The 25,458-nt window shown below is 45.2% G+C and carries 26 protein-coding genes; 5 read left to right on the forward strand and 21 right to left on the reverse strand.

Annotation, left to right across the window (positions count from 1 at the left end):
• Positions 1-31: 31 nt before the first annotated feature.
• From lapB to MJ770_RS06245, 3 genes are all read left to right on the forward strand, one after another.
• On the forward strand, positions 32-1,207 hold the full coding sequence (gene lapB / locus MJ770_RS06235) for a lipopolysaccharide assembly protein LapB (RefSeq protein ID WP_239250747.1): 1,176 nt from the start codon (positions 32-34) through the stop codon (positions 1,205-1,207).
• A complete protein-coding gene (gene pyrF, locus MJ770_RS06240; protein WP_239250748.1) occupies positions 1,204-1,896 on the forward strand; it encodes an orotidine-5'-phosphate decarboxylase in 693 nt (230 codons plus the stop codon). Before lapB ends, pyrF begins: the two co-directional genes overlap by 4 nt.
• A gap of 339 nt (positions 1,897-2,235) precedes the next feature.
• The gene (locus MJ770_RS06245) at positions 2,236-3,009 is read left to right on the forward strand and encodes a hypothetical protein (protein ID WP_239250749.1); all 774 of its coding nucleotides are present in this window, start codon (positions 2,236-2,238) and stop codon (positions 3,007-3,009) included.
• A gap of 95 nt (positions 3,010-3,104) precedes the next feature.
• On the opposite strand, the gene MJ770_RS06250 is transcribed toward MJ770_RS06245, so the two are convergent.
• From MJ770_RS06250 to MJ770_RS06280, 7 genes are all read right to left on the reverse strand, one after another.
• Positions 3,105-3,920: a ferritin-like domain-containing protein gene (locus tag MJ770_RS06250; RefSeq protein ID WP_239250750.1), complete on the reverse strand. Its 816-nt coding sequence runs from the start codon at positions 3,918-3,920 to the stop codon at positions 3,105-3,107.
• 3 nt (positions 3,921-3,923) lie between these two features.
• Positions 3,924-5,249, reverse strand: coding sequence for a 23S rRNA (uracil(1939)-C(5))-methyltransferase RlmD (rlmD, locus tag MJ770_RS06255; protein WP_239250751.1), 1,326 nt, complete (start codon positions 5,247-5,249; stop codon positions 3,924-3,926).
• Between the two features lies 1 nt (position 5,250).
• Positions 5,251-5,655 (reverse strand): VanZ family protein, encoded by a 405-nt coding sequence (locus tag MJ770_RS06260; protein ID WP_239250752.1) that lies wholly within the window; start codon positions 5,653-5,655, stop codon positions 5,251-5,253.
• Positions 5,640-6,419 (reverse strand): 3'-5' exonuclease, encoded by a 780-nt coding sequence (locus MJ770_RS06265; protein WP_239250753.1) that lies wholly within the window; start codon positions 6,417-6,419, stop codon positions 5,640-5,642. The genes MJ770_RS06260 and MJ770_RS06265 overlap by 16 nt, the downstream gene beginning before the upstream one ends.
• Positions 6,420-6,574: 155 nt before the next feature.
• Positions 6,575-6,991, reverse strand: coding sequence for a YdbL family protein (locus tag MJ770_RS06270; RefSeq protein ID WP_445083130.1), 417 nt, complete (start codon positions 6,989-6,991; stop codon positions 6,575-6,577).
• Positions 6,988-7,197: a hypothetical protein gene (locus tag MJ770_RS06275; protein WP_239250754.1), complete on the reverse strand. Its 210-nt coding sequence runs from the start codon at positions 7,195-7,197 to the stop codon at positions 6,988-6,990. Before MJ770_RS06275 ends, MJ770_RS06270 begins: the two co-directional genes overlap by 4 nt.
• A gap of 10 nt (positions 7,198-7,207) precedes the next feature.
• A complete protein-coding gene (locus MJ770_RS06280) occupies positions 7,208-9,223 on the reverse strand; it encodes a hypothetical protein (RefSeq protein WP_239250755.1) in 2,016 nt (671 codons plus the stop codon).
• 75 nt (positions 9,224-9,298) lie between these two features.
• On the opposite strand from MJ770_RS06280, the gene MJ770_RS06285 reads away from it, so the two are divergent.
• On the forward strand, positions 9,299-9,730 hold the full coding sequence (locus MJ770_RS06285; RefSeq protein ID WP_239250756.1) for a DUF192 domain-containing protein: 432 nt from the start codon (positions 9,299-9,301) through the stop codon (positions 9,728-9,730).
• 66 nt (positions 9,731-9,796) lie between these two features.
• On the opposite strand, the gene MJ770_RS06290 is transcribed toward MJ770_RS06285, so the two are convergent.
• The 4 genes from MJ770_RS06290 to MJ770_RS06305 form a co-directional block, all read right to left on the reverse strand.
• Positions 9,797-10,372: a superoxide dismutase gene (locus MJ770_RS06290; protein ID WP_239250757.1), complete on the reverse strand. Its 576-nt coding sequence runs from the start codon at positions 10,370-10,372 to the stop codon at positions 9,797-9,799.
• Between the two features lie 273 nt (positions 10,373-10,645).
• Complete coding sequence (locus MJ770_RS06295; RefSeq protein ID WP_239250758.1) at positions 10,646-11,830, reverse strand: hypothetical protein; 1,185 nt, start codon at positions 11,828-11,830, stop codon at positions 10,646-10,648.
• A gap of 255 nt (positions 11,831-12,085) precedes the next feature.
• The gene (locus MJ770_RS06300) at positions 12,086-12,307 is read right to left on the reverse strand and encodes a hypothetical protein (RefSeq protein WP_239250759.1); all 222 of its coding nucleotides are present in this window, start codon (positions 12,305-12,307) and stop codon (positions 12,086-12,088) included.
• Between the two features lie 157 nt (positions 12,308-12,464).
• Positions 12,465-12,890 (reverse strand): LEA type 2 family protein, encoded by a 426-nt coding sequence (locus tag MJ770_RS06305; RefSeq protein WP_239250760.1) that lies wholly within the window; start codon positions 12,888-12,890, stop codon positions 12,465-12,467.
• A 512-nt stretch (positions 12,891-13,402) separates the two neighbouring features.
• On the opposite strand from MJ770_RS06305, the gene MJ770_RS06310 reads away from it, so the two are divergent.
• Positions 13,403-13,852 (forward strand): hemerythrin domain-containing protein, encoded by a 450-nt coding sequence (locus MJ770_RS06310; protein WP_239250761.1) that lies wholly within the window; start codon positions 13,403-13,405, stop codon positions 13,850-13,852.
• Between the two features lie 372 nt (positions 13,853-14,224).
• On the opposite strand, the gene MJ770_RS06315 is transcribed toward MJ770_RS06310, so the two are convergent.
• From MJ770_RS06315 to MJ770_RS06360, 10 genes are all read right to left on the reverse strand, one after another.
• Positions 14,225-14,671: a CopD family protein gene (locus MJ770_RS06315; protein WP_239250762.1), complete on the reverse strand. Its 447-nt coding sequence runs from the start codon at positions 14,669-14,671 to the stop codon at positions 14,225-14,227.
• Positions 14,672-14,919: 248 nt separating this feature from the next.
• Entirely contained in the window at positions 14,920-15,621 is a 702-nt protein-coding gene (locus MJ770_RS06320; protein WP_239250763.1) for an Abi-alpha family protein, read from the reverse strand.
• Between the two features lie 599 nt (positions 15,622-16,220).
• Positions 16,221-17,144 carry a cation diffusion facilitator family transporter gene (locus tag MJ770_RS06325; RefSeq protein WP_239250764.1) on the reverse strand — a complete coding sequence of 308 codons (924 nt, stop codon included), beginning with the start codon at positions 17,142-17,144 and terminating at the stop codon, positions 16,221-16,223.
• Positions 17,145-17,443: 299 nt separating this feature from the next.
• A complete protein-coding gene (gene arsB / locus MJ770_RS06330) occupies positions 17,444-18,484 on the reverse strand; it encodes an ACR3 family arsenite efflux transporter (protein WP_239250765.1) in 1,041 nt (346 codons plus the stop codon).
• 5 nt (positions 18,485-18,489) lie between these two features.
• Positions 18,490-18,960 (reverse strand): arsenate reductase ArsC, encoded by a 471-nt coding sequence (locus MJ770_RS06335; RefSeq protein WP_256448804.1) that lies wholly within the window; start codon positions 18,958-18,960, stop codon positions 18,490-18,492.
• 18 nt (positions 18,961-18,978) lie between these two features.
• Positions 18,979-19,317 (reverse strand): metalloregulator ArsR/SmtB family transcription factor, encoded by a 339-nt coding sequence (locus tag MJ770_RS06340; protein WP_239250767.1) that lies wholly within the window; start codon positions 19,315-19,317, stop codon positions 18,979-18,981.
• Between the two features lie 384 nt (positions 19,318-19,701).
• Positions 19,702-21,366 carry an energy-dependent translational throttle protein EttA gene (gene ettA / locus MJ770_RS06345; protein WP_239250768.1) on the reverse strand — a complete coding sequence of 555 codons (1,665 nt, stop codon included), beginning with the start codon at positions 21,364-21,366 and terminating at the stop codon, positions 19,702-19,704.
• Positions 21,367-21,568: 202 nt separating this feature from the next.
• A complete protein-coding gene (gene lpxO / locus MJ770_RS06350; RefSeq protein ID WP_239250769.1) occupies positions 21,569-22,468 on the reverse strand; it encodes a lipid A hydroxylase LpxO in 900 nt (299 codons plus the stop codon).
• A gap of 91 nt (positions 22,469-22,559) precedes the next feature.
• Positions 22,560-23,645, reverse strand: coding sequence for an AI-2E family transporter (locus MJ770_RS06355; RefSeq protein ID WP_320412220.1), 1,086 nt, complete (start codon positions 23,643-23,645; stop codon positions 22,560-22,562).
• A gap of 585 nt (positions 23,646-24,230) precedes the next feature.
• Positions 24,231-25,442, reverse strand: coding sequence for a multifunctional CCA addition/repair protein (locus MJ770_RS06360; RefSeq protein ID WP_239250793.1), 1,212 nt, complete (start codon positions 25,440-25,442; stop codon positions 24,231-24,233).
• Positions 25,443-25,458 lie beyond the last annotated feature (16 nt).

Here is a 25,458-nt window from a genome sequence, read left to right on the forward strand (position 1 = left end):
ATGTATCCTTATTTAATTTGATCTGTCGTGTATGGAATTTGAGCTGTGGATGTTGCTGGTTTTTCCGCTGTTTTTCGGGATGGGCTGGCTGACAGCGCGCATAGATATCAAGCAAATGTTGTTTGAATCTAGTGTTCTGCCTCGATCTTATTTTCAAGGGCTAAACTTTTTGCTCAACGAGCAACAGGATAAAGCTATTGAAGCGTTTATTGAGGTGGTCAAGGTTGACCCACAAACGATAGAACTGCACTTTGCGCTAGGTAGTTTATTTCGGCGTCGCGGCGAGGTAGATCGCGCTATCCGAATGCATCTGAATTTGATTGAACGCATCGATCTGGAAGAAGATAAAAAGCAACAGGCGTTATTTGAGCTGGCACAAGATTACCTTAATGCCGGCATATTAAATCGTGCCGAGGAGTTGTTCCTTAAATTACAAGCTACATCCTACGCCAATGCCGCATTAAATTTTCTACTTGAGTTGTACCAAAAAGAAAAGGATTGGTTTAAGGCAATTGACGTGACACATCGTCTGGATGTCTTATGCGGTCAACCACATGGTAAGGAAGCTGCATTTTTTTATTGCGAACTGGCTGCCATTGAATTGTCGCAAAAGCAATTCGATGCCGCGCGCATTCATCTGGAGCAAGCCCTGGAAGCCAATCCCCAGTCGGCGCGCGCTACAATAATGCTAGGCGATATTGAAAATACGGCGCAGCATTTTACAAACGCTATTGAAATCTGGCAGCGTATAGAACTACAAAACCCGCAGTATTTGCCCTTGGTGGCTGAACGTCTGCTACAGGCTTATCGTCAAGCTGAGCGTTTAGATGCAGGCATTGCCAAATTGCAGGGCTATTTGAGTAAAAACCCATCTTTGGATTTGATGAACGTGCTGTTTGATGCCGTCCTTCAGCGTGATGGTGCTGAAGAGGCGTATAGGCTAGTGCGTGATGAACTTCAACGCAACCCTACGTTACTTGGTTTAGATAAACTGCTTGAGGCGCATTTGCTGGAAGTGCCAATGGAACAACGTGCTGATGTTGAGATGGTGAAAAATTTGGTGCATCAACGCACGCGTACGCTGGCAATGTACCGTTGTGTCAATTGCGGTTTTAAGGCGCGTCATTTTTACTGGCATTGTCCGGCGTGTCATGGTTGGGAAACCTATTCGCCACGCAGAAGTGAAGAAAACGGATTAAAAATATGAGCGATCCTAAAGTAATTATCGCGTTGGACTATTCCGATGCTCAATCCGCACTGAAATTGGTAGCACGGCTGGAACCTGCGTTGTGTCGTGTCAAGGTAGGGATCGAGTTGTTCAACACAGCAGGGTCTCAATTAATCGAGCTGTTAATGCAGCGTGGTTTTGAAATCTTTCTTGATCTGAAATTTCATGATATTCCGAATACGACGGCACAGGCATGTAAAGCTGCCGCCGAATTAGGAGTGTGGATGGTTAATGTGCATGCATTGGGTGGACGCAAGATGATGGAAGCGGCGCGCAATGTAATGAGCCTGTATACCAACCCACCTAAACTGATTGCAGTGACATTACTTACCAGTATGGCGCAGGAAGATTTAGCTGATCTGGGGATTACAGCTACTCCTGCCGATATGGTACTGCGCTTGGCTAAGCTTGCGCGCGATAGCGGGCTAGACGGCGTTGTATGTTCCGCTCGAGAGGCTGCGTTGCTGCGCCAGAACTGTGGGAATGAGTTTTGTTTGGTTACACCTGGTATTCGTTCCGTCGATGCAGTTGCTGATGATCAATCGCGCGTTATGACGCCAAGTGCCGCAATGGATCAAGGTGCGAACTATCTGGTAATTGGCCGTCCCATTACCCGCGCTGCTGATCCGTTGCAGGCATTACAGAACATTATCAAACAGATCGGATAGTCGGAATGAATTTCTCCTTCCCATTATTATGATAGTAGTGCTACTTTTTAAATTTAATTCAAATGATTATTAAATAGTTAATTCTGCATTCCGACGAAATTGCTCACAGTTAATCAAATACACTTTTTAACCGATTCGAGGTTTGTCAGCAATCACATACTGTGTTGTAGTTGTATTGAAGCGGCCAAACTCTTTATATGTCGCTGAGTGTGCTGAAGGGACAATCATGGTTGGTGGTAAGGTAAATCCTATCTTGCGCAAAATTATATTCGGCATGTTATATATGATTTTGCTTGTTTTTCCGCTGGCTGGCGTGATGCGTAACCACGTACGAATTGAATGACGAAAAACACCGAAAAATTAGAAGTGAATCCCTATGTCAGCACGGACGAGCGTGTAATTTTGTGTATGAAATGGGGCGTTAAATACGGCCCTGAATATGTCAACAGATTATACGCGATGGTGACACGGCATTTGCGTGGGCCATTTCGCTTCGTCTGTTTAACTGATCGAAACGAAGGTGTGCGAGCTGAAGTGCAGTGCTTGCCCATTCCTGATTTGGCTTTGCCAGATGGTATTCCTGAGCGAGGCTGGAAAAAGCTAACTACGTTCGAGTCTGACCTATATGGATTACAGGGGACCGCGTTGTTTCTCGACCTGGATATAGTGATCGTCGATGACATTGACTGTTTCTTCGAGCAACCGGGTGAATTTCTGATTGTTCATGATTGGAAACGACGTTGGCGCATCACCGGCAACTCTTCAGTTTACCGCTTTCGCCTTGGTGCGCATGCTGATTTGTTGGCAGAGTTCAGGGCAAACCAGGCTGATGTTCGGCGTAACTTCCGGCATGAGCAGGCGTTTCTCTCTGACTGGCTGCATCGTCAAGGTAAACTAAGTTATTGGACTGATGCTTGGTGCCGTAGCTTCAAATATCATTGTATTCCGCGTTGGCCTTGCAACTACTGGTGTGCCCCAAAAATCCCAGAAGGCACGCGCATCCTGATCTTTCATGGCGAAGTCAATCCACCCGATGCGCTGCTTGGGCGACGTAACCGAAGGTTTCGATACGTGAAAGCCGCACCCTGGGTGTCGAAGCACTGGACCGAGTGAAATTCCCATGGAATACGTGTGTTTTTTAAATGGGCAAGATACTGCGATCATTAAGCTCGATCGCATGGTGTTAGGGACGGTTTTTAGAGTAGCCGTCATTTAACAGCTAACAAAGCTATCAGCTCGCTTTCACTAAATCCTGCCGCTCGCCTTGCTTCAATATTAAACGGCCCACGTAGCGTTGGTGCCTTGTAAATTTCTGCAAGTGAGGCATAGGTCGATACAGGTTCCAGACCGCGTCTTTCGCAGATCCAGTTATACCAACGATTGCCAATTAATACGTGGCCAATTTCATCTGCAAGAATAATATCTATAATTTCAGCTGCCGCAATATCTCCAGCTTGCGCAAGTTTGGCTCGCAGAGGAGGGGAGGCATCCAAGCCGCGAGCTTCCATTGTGCGCGGAACCAGCGCCATGCGGGCGAGGATATCATCAGTGGTTTTTTCGACCATATCCCAAAGACCATTGTGTGCTGCAAAGTCGCCGTAGGCATAACCTTTTGTACCCAGATGAGCAGAAAGCAAAGAAAAATGTCGAGCTTCTTCGGCTGCAACCTTTAGCCAATCAATATAATATTCACGCGGCATTTCCGGAAAACGCCAGATAGCATCCAGGGCCAGGTTGATAGCATTAAATTCGATATGTGTCAGCGCATGAATCAACGCAGCACGGCCTTCTTCAGTGTGCATAGATCTGCGTGGTACTGACATATATGAAACCAGCTCAGGACGCAGCGGGTGACCAGGGATGGATTGTAACGTTGTCAGGGAAGCATCGACCTCCAGGCTGATTTCGCCATTCTTCCATGCTTGGGCTAAAGCGATTACTCCAGTTGATTTCAGAACATGATCTGGTTCTGCTAGCCAATGAAGCGCTGCCACGCGAAGTTCTTTAGGAACACCAACAAGCATGCGTTATGCCTGCGACTTTTCAAACAGCGCGATGGATTCGACATGAGAAGTATGCGGAAACATATTCATCACGCCTGCAGCTTTTAGTACATACCCCTTCTGATGGACTAATATTTCTGCATCACGCGCTAGCGTTGCCGGGTTGCATGAAACATACACGATACGAACCGGTGCATCAGTACCCAGCGCTTTGACTAATTCAAACGCGCCGTCGCGTGGCGGGTCAATTAGCATTTTGTCGAAATGCCCTAGCTGCATCAGTGCCGCTTCGTCTATCTCGAATAAATTCATTGCGCTAAATTGAGTATTGTCCGCCAAGCCATTTAATGCTGAATTTTGCGCGGCACGCTGCACGAGCGTTGCGCTGCCTTCGATGCCCACTACCTGAGCACCACTGCGTGCAATAGGTAGTGTGAAGTTGCCTAGTCCGCAGAATAAATCAGCGATGCGTTCATTCGGTTGAGGATTAAGTAAACGCATGGCACGGCTTACCATGACGCGATTCATATCCGCATTAACTTGGGTAAATTCAGTCGGTGAAAATGGCATGGTAATCCCGAATTCTGGCAGGCTGTATGTCAGCTGCGGAGCATCCAGCGGGTAAAAAGGCACAGCAGTTTCCGGTCCTTTTGTTTGTAGCCAAAACTGTACCGTATGGGTATCGGCGAACTGTTTAATTGCCTCTTCGTCAGCTGGTGAAAGCGCCTGTAAAATTCGCAGCACCAGCACATCCACATGTTCGCCGACTGCCACTTCGATTTGCGGCAATGCGTCGCGAGTTGTAAATTTTTCATTCAATTGCCCCAACAGTGGCAATAGCTTGGCAATTTTAGGTGTCAGAATTTCACAAGACTGCATGTCCGCCACATAGCCGCCACGCTTTTCGCGAAAGCCTACCAACGTTTTGCCCTTCTTCAATACATGGCGCACCGAAAGTCGCGCTCGCTGCCGGTAGCCCCAGGACTGCCCGTAAATCGGCAGCAAAATAGTCTGGGCCTTAACCTTACCGATGTGCCACAGGTTATCTTCCAGAATGCGTTGTTTGGCAGCAACCTGAGCACGTGCATCCATATGCTGCATGGAACACCCTCCACACATACCGAAATGTTTACATTTCGGCTGGACGCGCATGAAAGTCGGCTTAATAACTTTACCAAGTTGTGCGATTTCGAAGCTGGGTTTTTTACGATATGACGAATAGGTAACGCGCTCGCCCGTTAACGCTCCTTCGATAAAAATTACTTTTCCATCTACATGCGCAATGCCACGACTTTCGAAGTCAAGCGATTCAACAACAACACTGTTTACGTGTACGGATTTATTAGTCATCTTACTCTGCAGTTTTAAAAATTTTAGTTTCCAGCATGACACCAATCCGCCCTAAGCCTGAACTTACAAGGAACAAGCTCAATAACACACCAGCACTATTTGCCAGCATGTCAGCATAATCAAATACTCGGTAAGCGGTCATGCGCTGCAAATACTCTATGCCGACACCCAAGACGACCAGCAGACCCGCTATAAGTATACGTGACGACCGAAGCTGGTAGATCTGACAGAACCATAACATCAGGAAACTGTATGTCAGTGCGTGCACCAGCTTGTCAGCATTTAAAAAATGCATCGGTTCCGGAGGATCGGGTGTGAGAGAAAGATACAGGGTCATGGCAACCCATACTGCCCCCAGTGCAAGCCAGATTCGACGAAGCTTGTACATGGTTATGACTTTGGCCAAGCATCGAGATATTCCATCCAGTGAGATTCGGGAGATTTGCTTAAGGTAGTGCGCACCAATTCACATTCTTGCTCGTAACGAGCATGTGTGAATTGACCGCGCATCAACTGAAAGCGTGCATATACCAAATAAGTGTTGACAACATCAGTCTCACAGTAATTGCGAATTTCATTCAGTTTGCCCTGCTGGTAAGTCTCCCATACCTTGCTGCCGTCCATGCCCAGTTTGCCGGGAAAACCGATTAACTTGGCCAGATCGTCCAGCGGGGCATTAGCCCGGCCTGTATACAATGCTAGCAAATCCATTAAATCAAGATGACGAGAATGATAACGGCTGATGTAGTTATTCCATTTGAAATCCTTGTCATCCCCTCCCATATCCCAGTAGCGAGCACATTGAACACCGTGAATCAGGCCACGATAATGCAACACCGGCAGGTCGAAGCCACTACCGTTCCATGATATTAATTGCGGGGAATATTTATCGACGCCGTCAAAGAAACGTTGAATGAGGGCGCTCTCGTCATCTTCCAGTCCACCCAGCGACCAAACACGAAAATGGTCGCCTTCACGCATCGCGCATGAAATGGCCACTACGCGATGTAGATGATGTTGCAAGAAATCACCACCTGTCTTCTGGCGACGCATCTGAAAGGCCATCTCCGCCACATCCTCATCGCTCACCTGTTCATCAAGTTCATACAGGGTACGGAGCCCGGCAACGTCGGGAATAGTTTCGATATCAAAAACAAGAACAGGAGTCATCAACACTGTTGGAATCGTAAAGTTAAGAGAAATTTAAGCATAAAAAAACGCTTCTGGAATTATAAAGTCGGCGAGTATTTATGAGGCCAATAGTTTTCCCATCTGTTCACCGGCTAGTGAGTGATGGGGCTATCAGTTTCGTGGGTTCTGTACAGTTATTTTTGTGACCAAGTGCCGCCTCTATGTATCCACCAACCGGCTTGGGCGTGCTGTATCCAGCGTTGTGCGAATGTATTGCGGATATCACCTTCCCACTCTGGGTGTGCGTTTGCGCGCGCGATCTCGGCATACAATGCTTTACGATCCTGATTCTCCGCTGCAATCAGCCCATTTACCTTCTGACGGGAGGCCAGGGGAACTGCATTGGCATCGCGCAAGGCAACCAGACCATCAGAAGTTAGTCCAACCGCGCCGCTAGCATAGTGCTCTGCCAACTGTGCATGACGCGTCTGCATTGATTGCTTCAACGCAACAACGCCAGGCGTATTAATTTCGATGTTTACCTGTGCCGATGCAGCCGAAGAAACGCACAGTATGAACAGCATAAAACAAAATTTAGTTACGTTATTCATATTGCTTTCTCCTTTTTTATTTCAGGTGTAACTGGCGGAGGATTAGAAGATTTGGGGGCCGTAACAGATGTTTCGGTTTGCCAAATATCTCCAATTATCTTGTCCGCTGCTTTTTCCGCTTCTGCGGCAGGAAAGTAAATATTGATGGTGACGCAGGCGCTGAGAGCCATGCCTGCCAAAGGTGGTACGATCCAAATTTTTTTCATATTGCCTCCTTTATTGGATCAATGCTTGATTGTCCTGCAAAACCCTCTTTAAGCGGGTCAATAACTCACTCCAGTCTACTCTACGATTGTAGCCCATCACAGTGATGGCGGGAATACCGCCACCTTTTACAATCGTAAAGGCATCGCCCTTGTCTTCTGCCCCTGCCATAGTACATATGTCATTGCGTAGCGTACAACTTAACCCGATGCGGTCATAGCCAAAACTCTTAAAAATTCTCAGAAAACTGCGCTGCAAGGCAGCAACCCCACCTGTTCCACCAAGCGATGAAATATTTTCTACCGCCTTTTGACTGATCCGCTTGCGATATTTCCCGGGGCTGCTTGCCAGCTTGGCATCAAAGCGCACCGGACGCCAACGCACCAGCTCAAGATCTTTCACACCCAAATCAATACGCCCTTGGATATTGCCGAAGGAAAATGTGCGTGTGAGCAGATCAAGATCTAGGTTGCGCATGTCCAAATTACCTGACAGGCGGGGTGCACGACCGAAGGGGTCAAACAGCTCCAAGTGATTTGCCAGCACCGTGCCATCGAACACTCGAAACAGTAAGGTGCCATCCACCTTGAGCAAGCTGTTTTGATAACTTACCTTCGGGATAGAGCCTGACAGTGAGCCGTGCATCTCCGGCCATTTTAGTGCAGCACTGAGCTGCTGCATGGAAATCGATGTCAGTGTGCTGGAAAAATTCCACTGCCACATGTCATTCTTGTTGCGCATGTGAAAATCGCTCACTTCTAACTTGCCGTCTAGTATGGGCAGTGTGGCGGTTGTCAGAATGAAACTCTTCCCACGCATCAGTATTTGCCATTGCGTTGCGCCCAGCGATAATCCCATCAATTCACCGTCAGCAAAACTCACATGCGCTACTCTCTTCAGTTTGGCGTGCCACGGAATATCCGCATTAATACCATGCAGTGCAAATCGTTTTTCACCATCTACTACTGCTACATCGCGGAGCTTAAGCAATAATGATTGAGTGGTGCCATTGCGGTATTGCCAGTCAACATCAGCAAGTCCTTTCAGCTTTGTCGCTGACAAAGCATTTTGTGCCAGAAATGGTTTAGCGTAATCAGCAAAGCCATTAGCCAGTGAAAGATTCTTTCCAATCAAACGAGCTTCTAATAAATTTCGCTTCTTAATATCCCAAAGTGCGTTCAGCTCTACCTTGCCTACCTTCGGCAGATTAACCACAGCCTGTGTTACTTTCAGTTTTGACCCGTCCCACTGGCCAGAAGCCTGAAGCGTGTGTCCGCCTCGCAAATACAACGGTTGCCAGAAAATTTCACCACTCTGCCAATCGACTGCGCCTCGCCAATTCCATTTTTGGCCTGTGCGAGTGGCATTAACATGCACCTTGCCCGCCAATTTTTCAGCGGCATGCAAACCACTCTCATCTGCAGCAGCTAAATCAGTCAAATGCATATCCGCATTAATTTGGCTTATTCCCGCTTTATCGCCCCGCACCTCCAAGGTGCCATTGAGGACGCCTTGTGAAGGTAATGGCCCATCGGGTGGAAGAAAGCTATTTAGGCGCGTGCCTTGCGCATTGCGTAACAATGCAGTGGCACGCCACGGCTGTGCGCGTAAATCAGCGCTTACTTGCCACAACTCATTAGCTTTACCGGCAAGCCGTAAATTCAATTTTTGCGAGGCAAATGCATAACTAAATGTGATTGGCATGTCTGGAATCGCATCCATCCTTCCTTTACGGCATGCGACGTGATCTGAATTCAGTAAAAATTCTGCACAGCGCATGTGTACCTTGCGCCATGATTTTTCCGCCATATGCATTTCGGCTATGCTAAGTTCTGCTGAACCCCCATGCGCCAAAACCACTTTAATTCCGCGTGCTGAAAAGTTCGCTGCAGTAACATCTGCCACGTTTAATGTGATTTGTAAGGCATAAAGATGGGTAGGCAAAAATAGCAGAAAAAAACTAAAAAAACCGGATAAGTAGCAACTTATCGGTCGAAATGTGGTATAAATAATCGTCTTATGTAACATATGGCTGCTCAATTCCATAATACAAAACCGAGTGTAATATCTGCTAAACCGGTCTTATAGATTGATGATACCAATATGAGATATTTTATCGCGCTATCGTTATTATTCTTTTTTTTCTTGCAACCCGCCTGGAGCGAAGATGTTTCGCTAGAGATTGGCAAGTACAGCATACATGCCGAAGTTGCCAATACCCCTCAGAGCCGTAATCACGGCCTTATGCAGCGCAGTCTCCTTTGTGCTGATTGTGGCATGTTATTTGTCTTTGAAAAAGCTGACCAATATAGCTTCTGGATGAAGAATACGCCACTACCGTTAAGCATCGCCTTCATCGCGCCTGATGGTCACATTCTCAATATTGATGAAATGCAGCCATATACCCTGGATACGCATCGCGCCCAAGGAGATGCTTTGTATGCGCTGGAAATGAATCTTGGCTGGTTTACCCAACATGGTATCAGGCGAGGAGTCACGGTTAAAGGGCTAGAGCAGGTTCCCACAGAGCAATAACCTTTCTGAAAATAAAAAATCCCGGCGAGTCCCGGGATTTTTTATTTCGACCAAATTTTATAATGACTAGCAGTTTTTCGCTACAAAATCCCAGTTAACCAAACTCCAGAAACTTTCGACATACTTGGCTCGTGCATTGCGATAATCAACATAGTAGGCGTGTTCCCACACGTCACAAGTTAATAATGGCTTGTCAGCACCGGATAAAGGTGTGGCGGCATTGCTAGTGTTAACGATGTCCAACGACCCATCAGCCTTTTTCACCAGCCATGTCCAGCCAGAGCCAAAATTTCCCAAGCAAGAAGCAGAAAATGCTTTTTTAAAATCTTCGAAACTGCCCCAGTTTCTGTTGATACTGTCCGCCAACGCTCCAGTCGGTGCGCCACCACCGTTAGGCTTCATGCCATTCCAGTAAAAGGTATGGTTCCAAACCTGCGCGGCATTGTTGAAAATTCCGCCACTGGCTTTTTTAATGATCTCTTCCAATGTGGCGTCCTCAAATTCGGTGCCTTTAATCAAGTTGTTGAGATTAGTCACATAGGTTTGATGATGTTTGCCATAGTGATATTCCAGAGTTTCCTTGGAAATATGCGGTGCTAGTGCGTCCATCGCGTAAGGTAGTGCAGGTAAAGTATGTTCCATCTGGTTCTCCTCAATTTAAGTTTCAAGTGGTTCAAAATTACAGCCGAATAACAGCCCTTAGGGCTTAAAAATCGACATCACAATAAAGGCTAGTTGGGTTTCTCTCATTCTAACAGCCTGCCAGACATAGAGACTCAAAAAACTGATTCTAAAGGGCCGCTCTAATAATTCAATTTTGCAAAAAGCCGCTTCACAGCTTGCCTTCTTACCCCGTTGCCAGACAAGATACGAGTAAAAGTTGAACACAGCATATGTTTGATAGGTAAGTGATAATTATTTTCGGATATCTGACTGAGCGCTAATCATATCAACATAAGCTTCAGTGGCAAGTTCTCCAGATACTGACGTTGTACTTAAACTATAGATATCCTGTGGAAATGTATATTTCCATGAGTTATCTTGATATTTTGTGAGTTTATTACCTAAATTTTTATCAAAAAGCTTAAATGAATAACTACCAATCTGAATATACATATGACCGATTTGTGATTGTTTCTTGAGCAAATTATATATTTCCTCAGATCTACTCATTGAATTATCAATATTGTGAAAAAAATGCCTCGAAAAACTGAAAAACATCGTTGAAAGTGGTAACTCCGCCGTAGACGTTATCTTGCCGGTGTAGTGTATGATTTTATTATCAATTGACCTGCCCTTAAGACCGATCAGAATTTTTTTCGAGTGCGGAAAATACAGAAAACAAGTTTTCGACTCGATAGTTGTCGGCACCCTTAAATCCGGGTTGAATTTTATTTTTTCATCAGGGCCTGTCCCACCACCTGCAAAAGGTAAAAATATCCGGTCTTCGTTATACTCTCGATAGAAAGCAAGACTCACTCGGGTAGTGGTTATCCATAAAGTCTCCAAAAGCACTCGTATATCATTATTGGCGATACTCTTATTCTCGCTATCATTATGTGGATTATTATCTATATAAAAATCATAGCTATCATCTTTTTTACATAGGTTATAACCATTCTGAGAGGACCTGAACCTGGATAACTTCGAATCTAAAAATTCAGAATATATACTCAACTTCGGTGTGTCCAGGTTAACGATGTAATAGCCATAGAATAAGATGTCTCTGATGGGTATAACAGGCTTACCTATTTTTTCCTTAAGATTATCGATCTTGAGATTAGCTATATCGATCGTTTCACCTGTGTTTTCCAGCTCAGCCGTCACAGCTTGCAGCTCGTTCTTGGCATCATCCAATTTTTGCTGCAACAGTTCTGATTCATTTCTTGAGATCTCATCAGCCTTCATTTTCTGGGTATGCTCAAAACCCTGTGCTACAAGCGCAAGAAATATTGATATGACAATGCCAAAAATGGAAACAGCCCCAATTGTGGTGATCTTACCGCTGTCATCACGGAAACTGTTAACCGCCCCGAGTAAGCCGAAGACACCGGAGAAAAGGATGGCGATAGTCTTAATAAAAAGTGCGAATAATTCCACGTTGTTGTCTACGAAACATGTTAGGAGGCGAGTGCATACGTATCATTTTGTATCAGATACGGGATCAAGAAAACAACGACAACAAAACAACGTGGTCATGCCTTACATTTGACATTATCCATCCTGTTTTCCGCTTTTGTCACTGATCTGCTCACGGTGGCATAACTCACACTAAAATATTCACCCACTTGGGCGAGCGTATTGTGCACACTCCAATACGCCTGGGACAGGCTTTGATCGCGGGTTTTATATCGCTCAGCAAAATAGCTGAATGGATTTACGGGTGCCTGTTTTTGCTTTTTTAGGTATGTCTTTAAGCGATTGCTCGGGGTTAAGCTTACATTGCATGTTATTTACATAATCACGATAGCGTTGCAGTGCGATGACTTTTGTTTTGGCAAATCTGGTGAGCCACCATTCAGTGGTTAAACAAACATCGCTCTCATCGTATCCAGCCGTTGCTCTACCGCCACTCATGGATGCTATAGAGCGCTCCAAGAAACTCAATTTTTAACGGCCTTGCCATCTGTACATCCAGTATGAAATTAAGCTGGTCAAAAATTAAGGCAATATTGAATTTATGTCCAGTGTAAGGGCTGACCCAACCAGATTTTTGATCAGGTACCTCTTCTGATTAGTGTGTTTTGCTATCTGGAATGCTATTTTTACCATCTAAACGAAATACACCCTTTTCTTTGATTCGAGTTGAGCGACCAAAACCACCGGTATCGAGTTTGGCCTCAAATTCGTACTCAAGGACTTCACTGGGAGAGTCCATCATGTTCATAACCAGACGAGCCCCGGCAAAAAGATTGGCCGCAGCGGTGAGCTTGATGGTTTCTTCCGAGTAACCCTCAATCACTGGAAAATCCTTGCCGACACCCTTGACAACTTCATGGCCCTGGATAGATATCGTGTAGACGATGCCCTCGAGTTGAAATGAAGCGGCATTGGGATTGAGGATGTTCAGGCGAATTTCAAAGCTGGGGATTATGCCTTCAGAGGGCAGTGCACGAAATGATTTCAGAGTTACCGTGGGTTGCTCATAATTTGGGTCCATCGTTGCACAGCTGAGCAGTGTGAAACTAAAAAAACACATCAAAGAAAATCTTATTAAGAGTCTGCAGTTTTTAAGCATCATCATATTGTTTACTCCCATGGCTGTTTTTATCAGGCGAGAAACGGCACGCGCATGGAAAAACTCAGCCTGATTTTGAAACAGTTTACGCTTTATTCTTAAAGAAGAGCATCAATGGGGTTCATGCGGGATGCTTTTTTGGTCGGGTAAAGGCCGAAAAAGCTACCGACAAAGGTGGCAGAGCTGATGGCAATGAAAAAAGGAGTCAGTGCCGAATGCCACTCAGTAAAGCTTTTTAAGCAAGGTTAGACTATTGAAAAAACCACGCCAATACTGTCTTAAGTTGTTGTTTTATAAATGCTGAAGTTGCTTAACTTAGTGGCATTCTACTCTGCCCCAATATTATTGATATTGATGCATGTTAGTTATCGCACAGACTACAAGTACTATCCTCGTTAAAATTTTTATTCATTATTTTTTTGAGAAAGTTAAAAATGTTAAAAAAATCAAGCGAAAATGCAATCGAACTATTAAAGAATGATCATTCTCAAGTGAAAGCCGATTTCAAAAAATTTGAGTCACTAGGAAGCAAAGCTTACGCTTCCAAAAAGAAGCTGGCCGAGTCAATTTGTGCAGATCTTTTTAAACACACTATCATAGAAGAGGAAATCTTTTATCCAGCAGTCCGGAAAGGATCAAAAAAAGCTCAAGACATGATTGATGAAGCAGTTGTTGAGCACGAAAGTGCAAAAGAGCTTATTTCACAAATTCAGTCCATGTCTCCCGAAGAAGAGCTATTTGACGCACGGGTAATGGTATTGTCAGAACAAATAGAACACCACGTAAAGGAGGAAGAAGAAGAAATCTTCCCATTGGTTCAAAAAATGAAGCTAGATTTAATTCAGCTTGGTGAACAAATGGCTGCGCGTAAAGAACTACTTTGATAAATTACTTACGGGTACAAAAATAGCGTTGCAGTTTGTTCTTTAGTGCCTGAGCAAGCTATAAATGATCATTGAAAGTGGAATCTGTAAGCTTGCTCTTGTTATTCTAGCTGACAATAAATGTTTTAAGGAAACTTTGAATAACTCACTCTACCAGAGACACATAGATGCCGTCTTTATTGTCAATTATTAGTTCAAATAATCATATTGATTCGGCTGTTAAGTGCGGTAGATACTGTCTTTTAAAGTTAAGCATTTTTCAGTTAATTGTGTTGACATGGCTGTTAATTTTTGAGTACGCCAAAGCACAAATTGTTTTAACTCACACCTGAGCTGACAGACATCCTGTAAAAAATTCGGGTTAGAGTAATATTAGTTCAAGCCGCGTCCGATGAACACCACCGCAATCGTCAGCAGCCCAAGACTAAGGTTGACGCCGATCGACTTGCGGATTTGCGCAAGCGCGCTGGCGCTGGATTGCCAGTCCTGTTCGCCGACCGCGCGCTTGAGTTTTTTGTAGGGCGAGAAATATACGTGCGCGAAAATCAGCATCATTACCACGCCCAGCACCAGCATGGCGAGAGCGTAGTGTGGCATCCCGTCCATCTTTATTAACAGGGTCAGACCGGTCAGCAATATCGTCGTCACCGAGGCCCACACCCAAGGAAAAAATTTGCCGAACACACCCGCCCACAGCGTCAGCCGCTGTGGCGGCTCTAGCACGATTGCGGCTACTGGGCGCAGTGCCATGTAGGCAAAGAACATGCCGCCCACCCAGACGACGACGCTTAAAATATGTAGTAACAACAATAGGGTCATGAGATTTTCTTTCAGATACAGCTGGTTGAGTGAATAAGTCTAATAGGCGCTAAAAAAAATACAAATAAAGGGGAAAGGAATAATTGGGGTCAGAGTAGAATGCCACTAAGTTAAGGGGCTTAAGCATAGCTAAAACAATAAGTTAAGCCAGCATTGGCGTGGGTTTTACAATAGTCTGACCTTGCTAAATATGCTTAACTTAGTGGCATTCTACTCTGACCCCAATTATTGTTGCTCGTTAGATTCGTTCATGCCACTTGTAGCGTGCAAGCTTCGACAAAGCTCTTTCCAAGCAGCGTTGGATTCACTTTTTTAAAAATCTCGCCACCTCCCCATGATTTCCCAATGACGATACAACCGAGTCTAGCAAGATTAGCAAGGGCGAGCCTCACTTCCTCTTCGGGCTCAGCCAAAACGTCAGTCTCGCCATCTTTTCCAATTGCGACCTCATCGGGTAACTTGCCAACCACAACACCGCCGTGTCGCGTCTGGTCGTATGGGAGAGTATATATCTTTAGAAGTATTGCTGCCTCCAATGGCGTTATTTGCTCAAGAACAGAAATGTATGCACGTTTTAAAGTCGTGTGGCTGTGGTCGTTAGCAGCGTTAACAAGTAGACGAGCCCAAAGGTCTTGAAGGTTGTCGTCATCCTCGATAGATGCGGCCTCAAGCAGTGGAACAGCCAGTTTCAGCGGAATTGCGCGTGTGAGCCGGTTCAGGCCTGCTTCAAGCTGGAGCTGCTCCGCACGCTGCATGAGTCTGACTTGCCGCTCCCACCGCATGTACTTGAGCTTGTCCTCGAAGATACCCATGCCTTGTTCAATAGAACCTGCAACGAACCTGGATATGAAACTGCCGAATTTTTCGCCCGCATCAATTGCCTTGCCAGTGCTCTTGGCGACCTCCTGAACGGCCTTCGCGGTCTCAGAGGCAGGGTTTTCAGCGCTCATAATACGTACTCCAAGATCTAACGAATAGCGTTTATCTGCCGCCCCGCCCAAACGCGTTTAACCAGTGTCCCATGTCGGCGGCAGGTAAACTTTGTTGAACTGAACCTTACGGAGAGCGGAACCTAAGGGATTGTAAGGTTTTGAGGCGGGGCGTCAACTGCAGGATCGGGGAGTACGCTAGTGGGTGAGGAATAACCGGATGCTCTAGCGCAAACTTTTTGCATACATTGCTGCCTGAATGACGCAACAAGTGATATGAGCTAATGCCGTTCCTGCCATATGGGAAAGCGCATCCTCGGTTGGTGCAAACACACGATTGCAGAGACGGCGCTATAAAAAGCAGAGAGACTTTATGGCGGCTTTGTGTGAGGGGCCGAGCAAGCCGTAGTGGGGGATGCGCTTGGGAAGGAACGGGGAAGTTAAGGGCACGACTAAAAATTCAATCTTCGTCACAAGACCGTGTTACTCGAAAAAATCACCTACATATCAGATATATGCTGCGTTCAATTATTTCTTGCAGCTTGTCTTGCATAGCAACGGTGTAAGCAAGACAAGCTGCGAAGCGGCGGCTCGCCAACTTGAATCTTTAGAGGCGCCCCTTATTCGTTAGCCAATTTTGGTTTTGAACCACCTTGAAGCATACAATAGTTGTTATCTTCTGATGTCTCAACCTGAATTGTAGAGTGTTCTATCTGAAATGAATCATGCAGGTGATGCTGAACATTGGACAAAAAATTATTGTCAATGTGATTTACATCTACTATTAGATGAACAGTTAAAGCAACCTCTGTTGTACTTAATGGCCATATATGCAGATCATGAATAGCATTGACATGGGTAAAGCTTGTTAAATATTTTATTATTCCTTTTTTATCAATATGTTGTGGTACGGCATCCAGGCTATAATTAATTGATTCTCTTAATAATCCCCATGTTGCAAACAATATAATAACCGCAATAAATAAGCTAATTACAGGATCTGCCCACAGCCATTCACCATACAGAATTAATATCCCAGCCAGTACAACAGCCAATGATATTCCCGCATCTGCAGCCATATGCAGAAAAGCTCCTCGGATATTCAAATCATGGTCTTTATCTTTAAGAAAAAGAAGCGCGGTTAATGTATTAATTACAACTCCAATTCCAGCGACTACAATAATTGTCATCCCTTCAATCGGTCGTGGTTCGAAAATTCGATTGATTGCCTCCCATGCAATTCCACCAGTAACAACAAGGAGCAGAATTCCGCTGAAAAGCGATGCTAAAACAGTAGCCTTTCTATACCCATAAGTATGTTTTTCTGTTGCAGCTTTTTGAGAAAGTATGCTGGCACCCCAAGCAAGCAATAAACTTGCAACATCACTTAAGTTGTGACCAGCATCAGCAATCAAGGCCAATGAATTAATAGCGAATCCATAGCCAGCTTCTATCAATACGTAAACTACATTGAGAAATACCCCGATAGCAAATGCTCGATTATAATTTTTTACATTATGTTGATGGTTATGGCTATGGCTCATAATTTTCTTAAAGGCTAACGTTTGTATTTGAGGCCGGAGAAAGCCGCAGGCTTTTGGAGATCTCAGCGACTTAGGTGTGACAACACTTGTTATATTACATTCCCGCAGCGTGCTTTGAATCACCTGACGCCCATCCAGTCATTGGGAAAATGGGGTACAAAAATTCAATTTTGCGAGCAGCCGCTTTGCGGCTTGCCTGCCTTCCCCGTTTCGTCACAATACCGCGTTACTCGAAAAAAATTATCACTTACATATCAATTATATGCTGCGTTCAATTTTTTACTCGCGCCTTGTATTACCTAAAACATTGAATTTTTAGAGGCGCCCTTGAACCAATGTCGAGTCCGGTTTGAGAATGCTACCAAAGAAAGCATCACCGGCACTTCAACAAGCACACCTACAACAGTCGCCAATGCCGCTCCAGATTGAAGCCCGAACAATGAAATAGCAACCGCTACAGCCAGTTCAAAAAAATTTGAGGTGCCAATCATGCTAGCAGGTGCAGCAATGTTATGCGGTAACTTAATAGCCCTGGCCGATAGGTAGGCGAGCATAAAAATTCCATATGATTGCAACAGTAGAGGAATCGCTATAAGTACGATCGCCAGCGGGTTTTCCAAAATAGTTTGCGCTTGGAAACCAAACAGTAAAACAACGGTGGCTAGTAGTCCCGTGACAGAGACCGGTTTTAATGTATTCAGAAAATCATTCAATCGCTCAAGGTTTCCCGAATAATCCAGCATCTTGCGTGTAAAAATGCCAGCTAGCAGCGGAATTAATACATAAAGAATAACGGATAAGACCAACGTATCCCAAGGCACAGTTACATCACTTACACCCAACAAAAAAGCGGTGATCGGTGCAAAGGCAAAGATCATAATGACATCGTTTACTGAGACTTGAATTAATGTGTAGTTAGGATCACCTTTAGTGAGCTGGCTCCACACAAAAACCATTGCAGTACAAGGTGCAACCCCCAGTAGAATCATGCCCGCAATATATTCTGTTGCTGTCTGAGGGTCGACCAGATCTACGAAGATAATTCGGAAAAACAACCATCCTAGAGCTGCCATTGTAAAGGGCTTAATGAACCAATTGATAACGATGGTAAGCAATAATCCCTTAGGATTTTTACCCACATCTTTAATTGACGTAAAGTCGACCTGAACCATCATGGGGTAAATCATGACCCAGATTAGAACAGCCACAGGCAAATTAACATGTGCATACTCTAACCCTGCAATAAACTCAAACAGTGCCGGCACTACATTACCCAGAGCAATTCCGACAACGATACACAACCCCACCCACACCGACAGATAACGCTCAAATACGCCCATATCAATTACTCCTCTGAAATGCTGATAAGCGTGCGTTTCAGATCTGCTTTATTCATGTGTTCGAAGTCCACAGCCAAAATCTTTTTAGTTCGCACTTCAATCGTATCCATCACGGCGAAGAAGGCATTTCGAATTTCGTCTTCGGTTCCCTCTAATTTTGATGGATCAGGCAGCCCCCAGTGAATCTTAATGCATTGCCCAAACCATACAGGGCACGACTCATTTGCGGCACTGTCGCAGACGGTAACCACGACATCGGGGTTAATAGATTCAAACTCATCCCAAGACTGGCTTTTAAGCCCTTGCGTTGAAATCCCCCTTGCCTGGAGATACTTGATTGATAAAGGGTGTACTTCGCCTACGGGTTGGCTCCCAGCGCTGTAAGCCTTCAAATTTCCTTGCGATAAATGGTTTGTAATCGCTTCGCTCAAGATGCTCCTGCAGCGGTTATGAGTGCAAATAAATAAAATTTTCAAAGTGTTCCCTACAACAAGTTAGCAGCGATTTGGTCGATCTTTCAGAGCATTTAGTCTTGTCCTCAAACCCTTGATTTCTTTTTTGTGAGCGATGCAGGCATCCTTTAATATGTTGATTGCCCACTCAGGGAAATCAGGATGAAGGGAGTAAAATACCCACTGACCTTTGCGGCGGTCCGTCAAAATTTCACAATTACGTAGTTGCGATAGATGACGAGAAATCTTGGGCTGACTCTCGCCCAGCGCCTCAACCAACTCACAAACACAAGCTTCACCTTCTAGATGAATTAACAGGGTTGAATTCAAACGTGTTTCATCAGATAAACACTTAAATAACTGGACAGCGCTAATACTCATTGGCAATCAATATTGTTATATGTATATACGGATATCCATATATTAATTATAAAAATAATTTTCTGCAAGTTTTTATATTTACTACTTTGAGATAGTGCAGAGGCAAGTAAGTCAGAAACTACGAAGATGGTTCGTGCTAGAGACACATGACGACAGAAATGACCGGAATTTTGTAGCGACGTTTGAGCTGCGCTAAGCATTTTTAGCACAAAAAAAGTACTGCGAGAAATTTTCGCAGAGCAATATGACAACTATTACTCTGCAAAATCGTCAAGTGAGGTAAGCAGGCATTTCGCCGAAAAGTGAAAGCTCGCAGACTCAGCCCTCATTCAGCTAAATTACGCTGCGATTTTTTAAATCCGACAGACTGTTAGCCAATAAAACTTATCGACTAATCGGTTTATATCGAATTCGTTTAGGCTTCGCACCTTCCTCGCCCAAGCGTTTCCTTTTATCTGCTTCATACTCCTGATAGTTGCCATCGAAAAATGTGACCTGCGAGTCGCCTTCAAAGGCGAGTATATGCGTAGCGATACGATCCAAAAACCAGCGATCATGCGAGATAACTATTACACAACCGGCGAATTCAAGCAGTGCGTCTTCAAGTGCACGCAGAGTTTCCACGTCGAGGTCATTGGAAGGTTCATCCAGCAACAGGACATTGCCGCCCGAGATAAGTGTTTTTGCCAAGTGCAGGCGTCCGCGTTCGCCACCTGAAAGATTGCCGACCAGCTTTTGCTGATCAGCACCCTTGAAGTTAAAGCGGCCGATGTAGGCGCGCGATGGCGTCTCAAATTTGCCCACGGTGAGGATGTCATTACCGCCCGAGATAACGTCGAACACGGATTTATCACTCTCAAGTGAATCGCGCGATTGGTCCACATGTGAGATTTTGACTGTTGAACCAATTTTTATTTCGCCTGAATCCGGTGTTTCTTTCCCGGTTAACATGCGGAATAGCGTCGATTTACCCGCCCCGTTTGGCCCAATAATGCCTACGATAGCGCCAGGCGGAATTTTGAAAGTTAGATTGTCAAACAGCAGTCTGTCGCCATAAGCTTTAGAAACATTATTGAACTCTATAACTTCATTACCCAGTCTTTCGGCCACGGGAATAAAGATTTCCTGGGTCTCATTGCGCTTCTGATGTTCCTGCGAATTTAATTCTTCAAAGCGGGCGATACGCGCCTTTGATTTAGCCTGCCGTCCCTTGGGATTTTGACGCACCCATTCCAGCTCTTTGCTCAGCGCTTTCTGACGTGCGGATTCAGAGGATTCTTCTTGCTTGAGTCTGGCTCCTTTTTGATCCAACCAACTTGAATAGTTTCCCTTCCACGGAATGCCGTGGCCGCGATCGAGTTCCAAAATCCATTCAGCGGCATTATCAAGGAAGTAGCGATCATGCGTTACTGCCACTACGGTGCCAGGGAAGCGCAAAAGGAATTGCTCAAGCCATTCTACCGACTCAGCATCCAAATGGTTGGTCGGCTCATCGAGCAGCAGCATATCTGGCTTGGACAGGAGCAGCTTGCATAGCGCCACGCGCCGCTTCTCGCCACCAGAGAGATTCTTGACAACGGCATCCCACTCGGGCAACCGTAATGCATCGGCTGCAATTTCCATTTGTTGATCTGCATTTCCGTCACTGGCAGCGATGATGGCTTCGAGTCGTGCCTGCTCGGTGGCCAATGCATCAAAGTCAGCATCGGGTTCAGCATAGGCGGCATACACATCATCCAATTGTTTTTGCGCACTGAATACTTCACCCAGCCCTTCTTGAACAGCTTCACGCACGGTATCTTCCGGGTTGAGTTGTGGCTCTTGTGGCAGATAGCCGATATTCAAGTTCGGCATTGGCGTAGCTTCGCCTTCGAAATCCTTGTCTACCCCAGCCATGATTTTCAGTACAGTAGATTTGCCCGAGCCATTCAGTCCAAGCAGGCCGATTTTGGCACCAGGGAAGAAACTGAGGGAAATATTTTTGAGAATTTGGCGTTTGGGCGGAACGACTTTGCCTACGCGATTCATGGTAAAAACGTATTGGGCCATAGTGTATATTTTGTATTAAATTATTAATTAGGTATGTAAGCTTACCCCAAGGTTCAAAATTTTGGGAGTATTTGGGAGTATGTAAACGACGAAAAGGTAAAGACATATTAAGAGTCTTCCCATTTTGCGTCTTTCAACAAGTGGAGTTCATGTTACCAATTTTTTTACATGGAGCTTGATATCACCGTTCTGATTTAAACAATCATATCCAAATAATAAAAATTCCCACTGCCAGAATTAACCCTCCTTTGATTACGTAATATACAGATCGATTCCACGCTTTCAGTTTTCGACGGTACTGGCCAGCTAACCAAACAAATCGGAATAATTTGTTGATACCGCCAGTTTGGTCCCCGGTTTCATTGGGCGAACTTGCTGCGGTCATGATAGTTTTACCTAACCATTTGTTAATCACTTGTGCCCAGTGGTAGCGCATTGGGCGCTCAATGTCGCAAAACAGGATAATGCGATTGGTGTCGCACCCATTTTTTGCCCAATGAATATAGGTTTCATCAAATACAACGGCCTTCCCATCCCGCCAGCTATAGCGCTGACCATCGACTTCTATGAAGCAGCGATCATCATTAGGCGTCACCAAGCCCAGGTGATAGCGCAGTGATCCCGCGAAAGGGTCGCGATGTTCATTGAGCTTTCCGCCTGGCCCCAATTCTGCAAACATGGCGGCTTTCACGCACGGAATATCACGCAACAGTGCAACTGTTTTGGGGCAATATTGTTCAGCTGACGGATGGCTGGCGCCATACCATTTTAAATAAAAGCGTTTCCATCCATTTTTAAAAAAAGAATTAAAACCTGCATCATCATTTTTTTGCGCAGATTTAATTTTTTCCAAAGCTTGCAGATTGAGTGCTTCAGCTCTGATAATTTCCCAATTCTCTTCCAGTAATTCCAACCCTTTGAATTTATCTACAGAAAAATAGGCGGTATAAGGAACCCCAGAAAGCATGTACATAAACAGGTTCATCGGGGCTACGATGGAAGAGTGATCGAATAACTGCCGAAACAGAGGAAGTCGAACCTTGCCTCGAAGGTGTACGAAAGAAATTGATATCACATAAAGCGAGATTACTGCCCATTTCATAATAGCCCCTCCATTTACCGCTTCTCAAAGAGAGTTTTTTAATTGGAAGCTAAATTTCTCATCATTTTTAAAATGTATAAACATATGATATTCATTCTTTATTTCTTTCGACAAGAGAAAAAAGATCCCATGCGGCAATAAACATTGCTGCAATCACTGGTCCAATGATGAAACCGTTCAAGCCAAACAGAGCCATGCCGCCAAGCGTGGAAATAAGTACTATATAATCTGGCATTTGTGTGTCTTTTCCGACAAGTATAGGCCGAAAAACGTTATCTACCATACCGATTACAAGCACGCCAAATGCGATCAGGATTACGCCGCTCCATATTTCACCTGTGACGAGAAAGTAAATTGCAACCGGCGCCCATATCAATGCGGCACCAATTGCAGGTACAAGTGAAAGGAATGCCATCAGGACACCCCACAATAGTGATCCCTGAATACCAAGAATCCAGAAGATTAAACCTCCTAAAGCGCCTTGCATTGCTGCTACAGCGATATTGCCTTTTACCGTCGCACGAAGAGCCGTGATGAACTTGCTGAACAAATACTGTTTGTGATCTATGCTTAAAGGAATTGCTTGCCTGATTCGCTTGGACAAACTGGAACCATCACGTAGTAAAAAGAACAACAAATACAGCATGATGCTAAAACTTACAAAGAATTCAAACGTATTTTGTCCGATAGTGAAAGCTTGAGTTGCAAGGAATTTACTGCCCGCCATCATGCCACCAGAGAATTGTTCCTGTAGTGCAGAAATGTTATCAAACCCGAAACGATCCAGTAGATCGACTATCCATTGAGGCAAGGCATTAATTACCTGCTGAAAATACGTGCCAAAATGTAGCTCTCCCGACTGAACCTTGTGGTAAAAAGTGACACCCTCTTTCACTAGTGAAGCGGCAATATATGCCATTGGGAGAATCACGATAACCAAACAAAGCACCAGAGTGGCGAGCGCAGCTAAATTCTGTCTGCCGCGCGTTACAACGAGCAGACGACGATAGAGGGGCGCAAACATTATGGCTAGGACGGCTCCCCAAAAAACCGCACCAAAAAAAGGCCATACGATCCAGCCGAATGCAATGGAAACAATCGTTAAGAGGACTAAAAATATTTTTTTCTGAAATTCAGAGGTGTTCATATGTAATTCTGGATGCCAGGTAAATGGCATTTATTATTTTATAGTCTAATGTTACCTGAACTTAGTATAGAAGGTAGGACACTAAACAGCGTCCTCATGCATGCGTACCATTCAAGTCAAATTTTTGGTGGTCAGGCTTTTGTCATTAACCTATGGACGTGCCAGATAATTGCTCACAAGCGCGCAAACATTGCTTTAAGCATTGTATATGTCGTATTGCCGAGGTGGCGCACACTTGCAGTTCATTCTGCGTCTGTATGTTGCATTGGGGAGCTGGGAGGGGCGAGCAACGCAAACGTTGTGAACGGAAGCAGCGATGCATGTAGATATCCAATACCTGACTATTAATTTAAAAAATGCTTGATCGATGAAAAATTGAAAGATTATATGAAGGACTACTTCATGTGTGGGAAATGGATTTGAATGGCCATTATCGAGCTAAGTGCCGTCTGCCTCTCGATGGGTTGCTCGTCCTTCCAGCCAGCTGATCAACCGATATTTCGTGGTGTCTTGTCATCCTGTTCATCCGTAGCATTAGAAATGCCGATTAAGTTCAGCCGTGATTTCATAACTCCGAAACTTGAGTTAATTAATTTAAATTGAGCAGCGGGATACTCAACCTTTGATTGCTTGCTCCACTGCCATAATCCGCGCCTCACGCACCTTGTCAGCAATAGCATTTTTATCTTCACACTGCTGTGCTATGTCACCTGCATTCACCGTTTGCGTTGCCAGTAACATTCGCTGCAGATAATCAGCTTGCGGATAAGCATCCTGTTCATGTCCAGTTCGCCCCCGTGCATCTGAAGCACATGCCTGCAATAGGCGCGTGAAGCGCTCTGGCCTGCGCCACGCATCGCAACTTTGCAATAGGGTGACAATGGTGTCAGGACGCAGCTCGGGAGCACGATGAACATTACCGTGATAGCGTGCTACCAGTAAGCCAAGATCACGACATTCATTAGATACGCGTATACGTAGGCACAAGGAACGCAACAAGTCGACACTGCGCATCTCGTGGCCTATGTGACGCGGTAAAATATCCGTGGGCGTATTTCCTTTACCGAGGTCGTGTGTGAGCGCAGAAAAACGCACGTCCAGTTGATAGTCATGTTTTGCCGCATCATCCAGTACCATCATGGTGTGTATACCGCAATCAATTTCAGGATGATATTTAGGCGGCTGTGGTACGCCGAATAATGCGTCTACTTCTGGCAGGATTTTAACCAGTGCTCCGCAATCACGCAGGGTGAAAAAAAACCGCGATGGTACTTTTTCCATGAGGCCACGCGCCAACTCTTGCCACACACGTTCCGGTACCAGAGCATCTACTTCACCATTTGCCACCATTTCACGCATCAGCGTTAATGTCTCTGGCGCTATGCTGAAACCGAAACGTGCTACGAAGCGTGCTGCGCGCAAAATCCGCACCGGGTCTTCACTGAACGCTGAACTTACATGGCGTAAAATTCCAGCATGCAAGTCGACAATGCCATTATGGGGGTCAATTAACGTGCCGTCTTGATCGCGTGCAATGGCGTTGATGGTGAAATCGCGACGCAGCAAGTCTTGCTCGAGCGTTACGTCTGGCGCGGCATGAATGGCAAAGCCCTTATAGCCAGGCGCGGTTTTACGCTCGGTGCGTGCCAACGCATATTCCTCGTGATTGTGGGGATGCAAGAACACCGGGAAATCCTTGCCCACTGGCATATAGCCACGCGCCAGCATGTCTTCCGGCGTGCTTCCCACTACCACCCAATCGCGATCATTTACGGGCAGGCCGAGCAGTTCATCGCGCACAGCGCCGCCAACATTGTAAGCTTTCAGGTCACTATCTTTCATC

This window comes from Candidatus Nitrotoga sp. M5 (genome assembly GCF_927904885.1).
Lineage (GTDB): Bacteria > Pseudomonadota > Gammaproteobacteria > Burkholderiales > Gallionellaceae > Nitrotoga.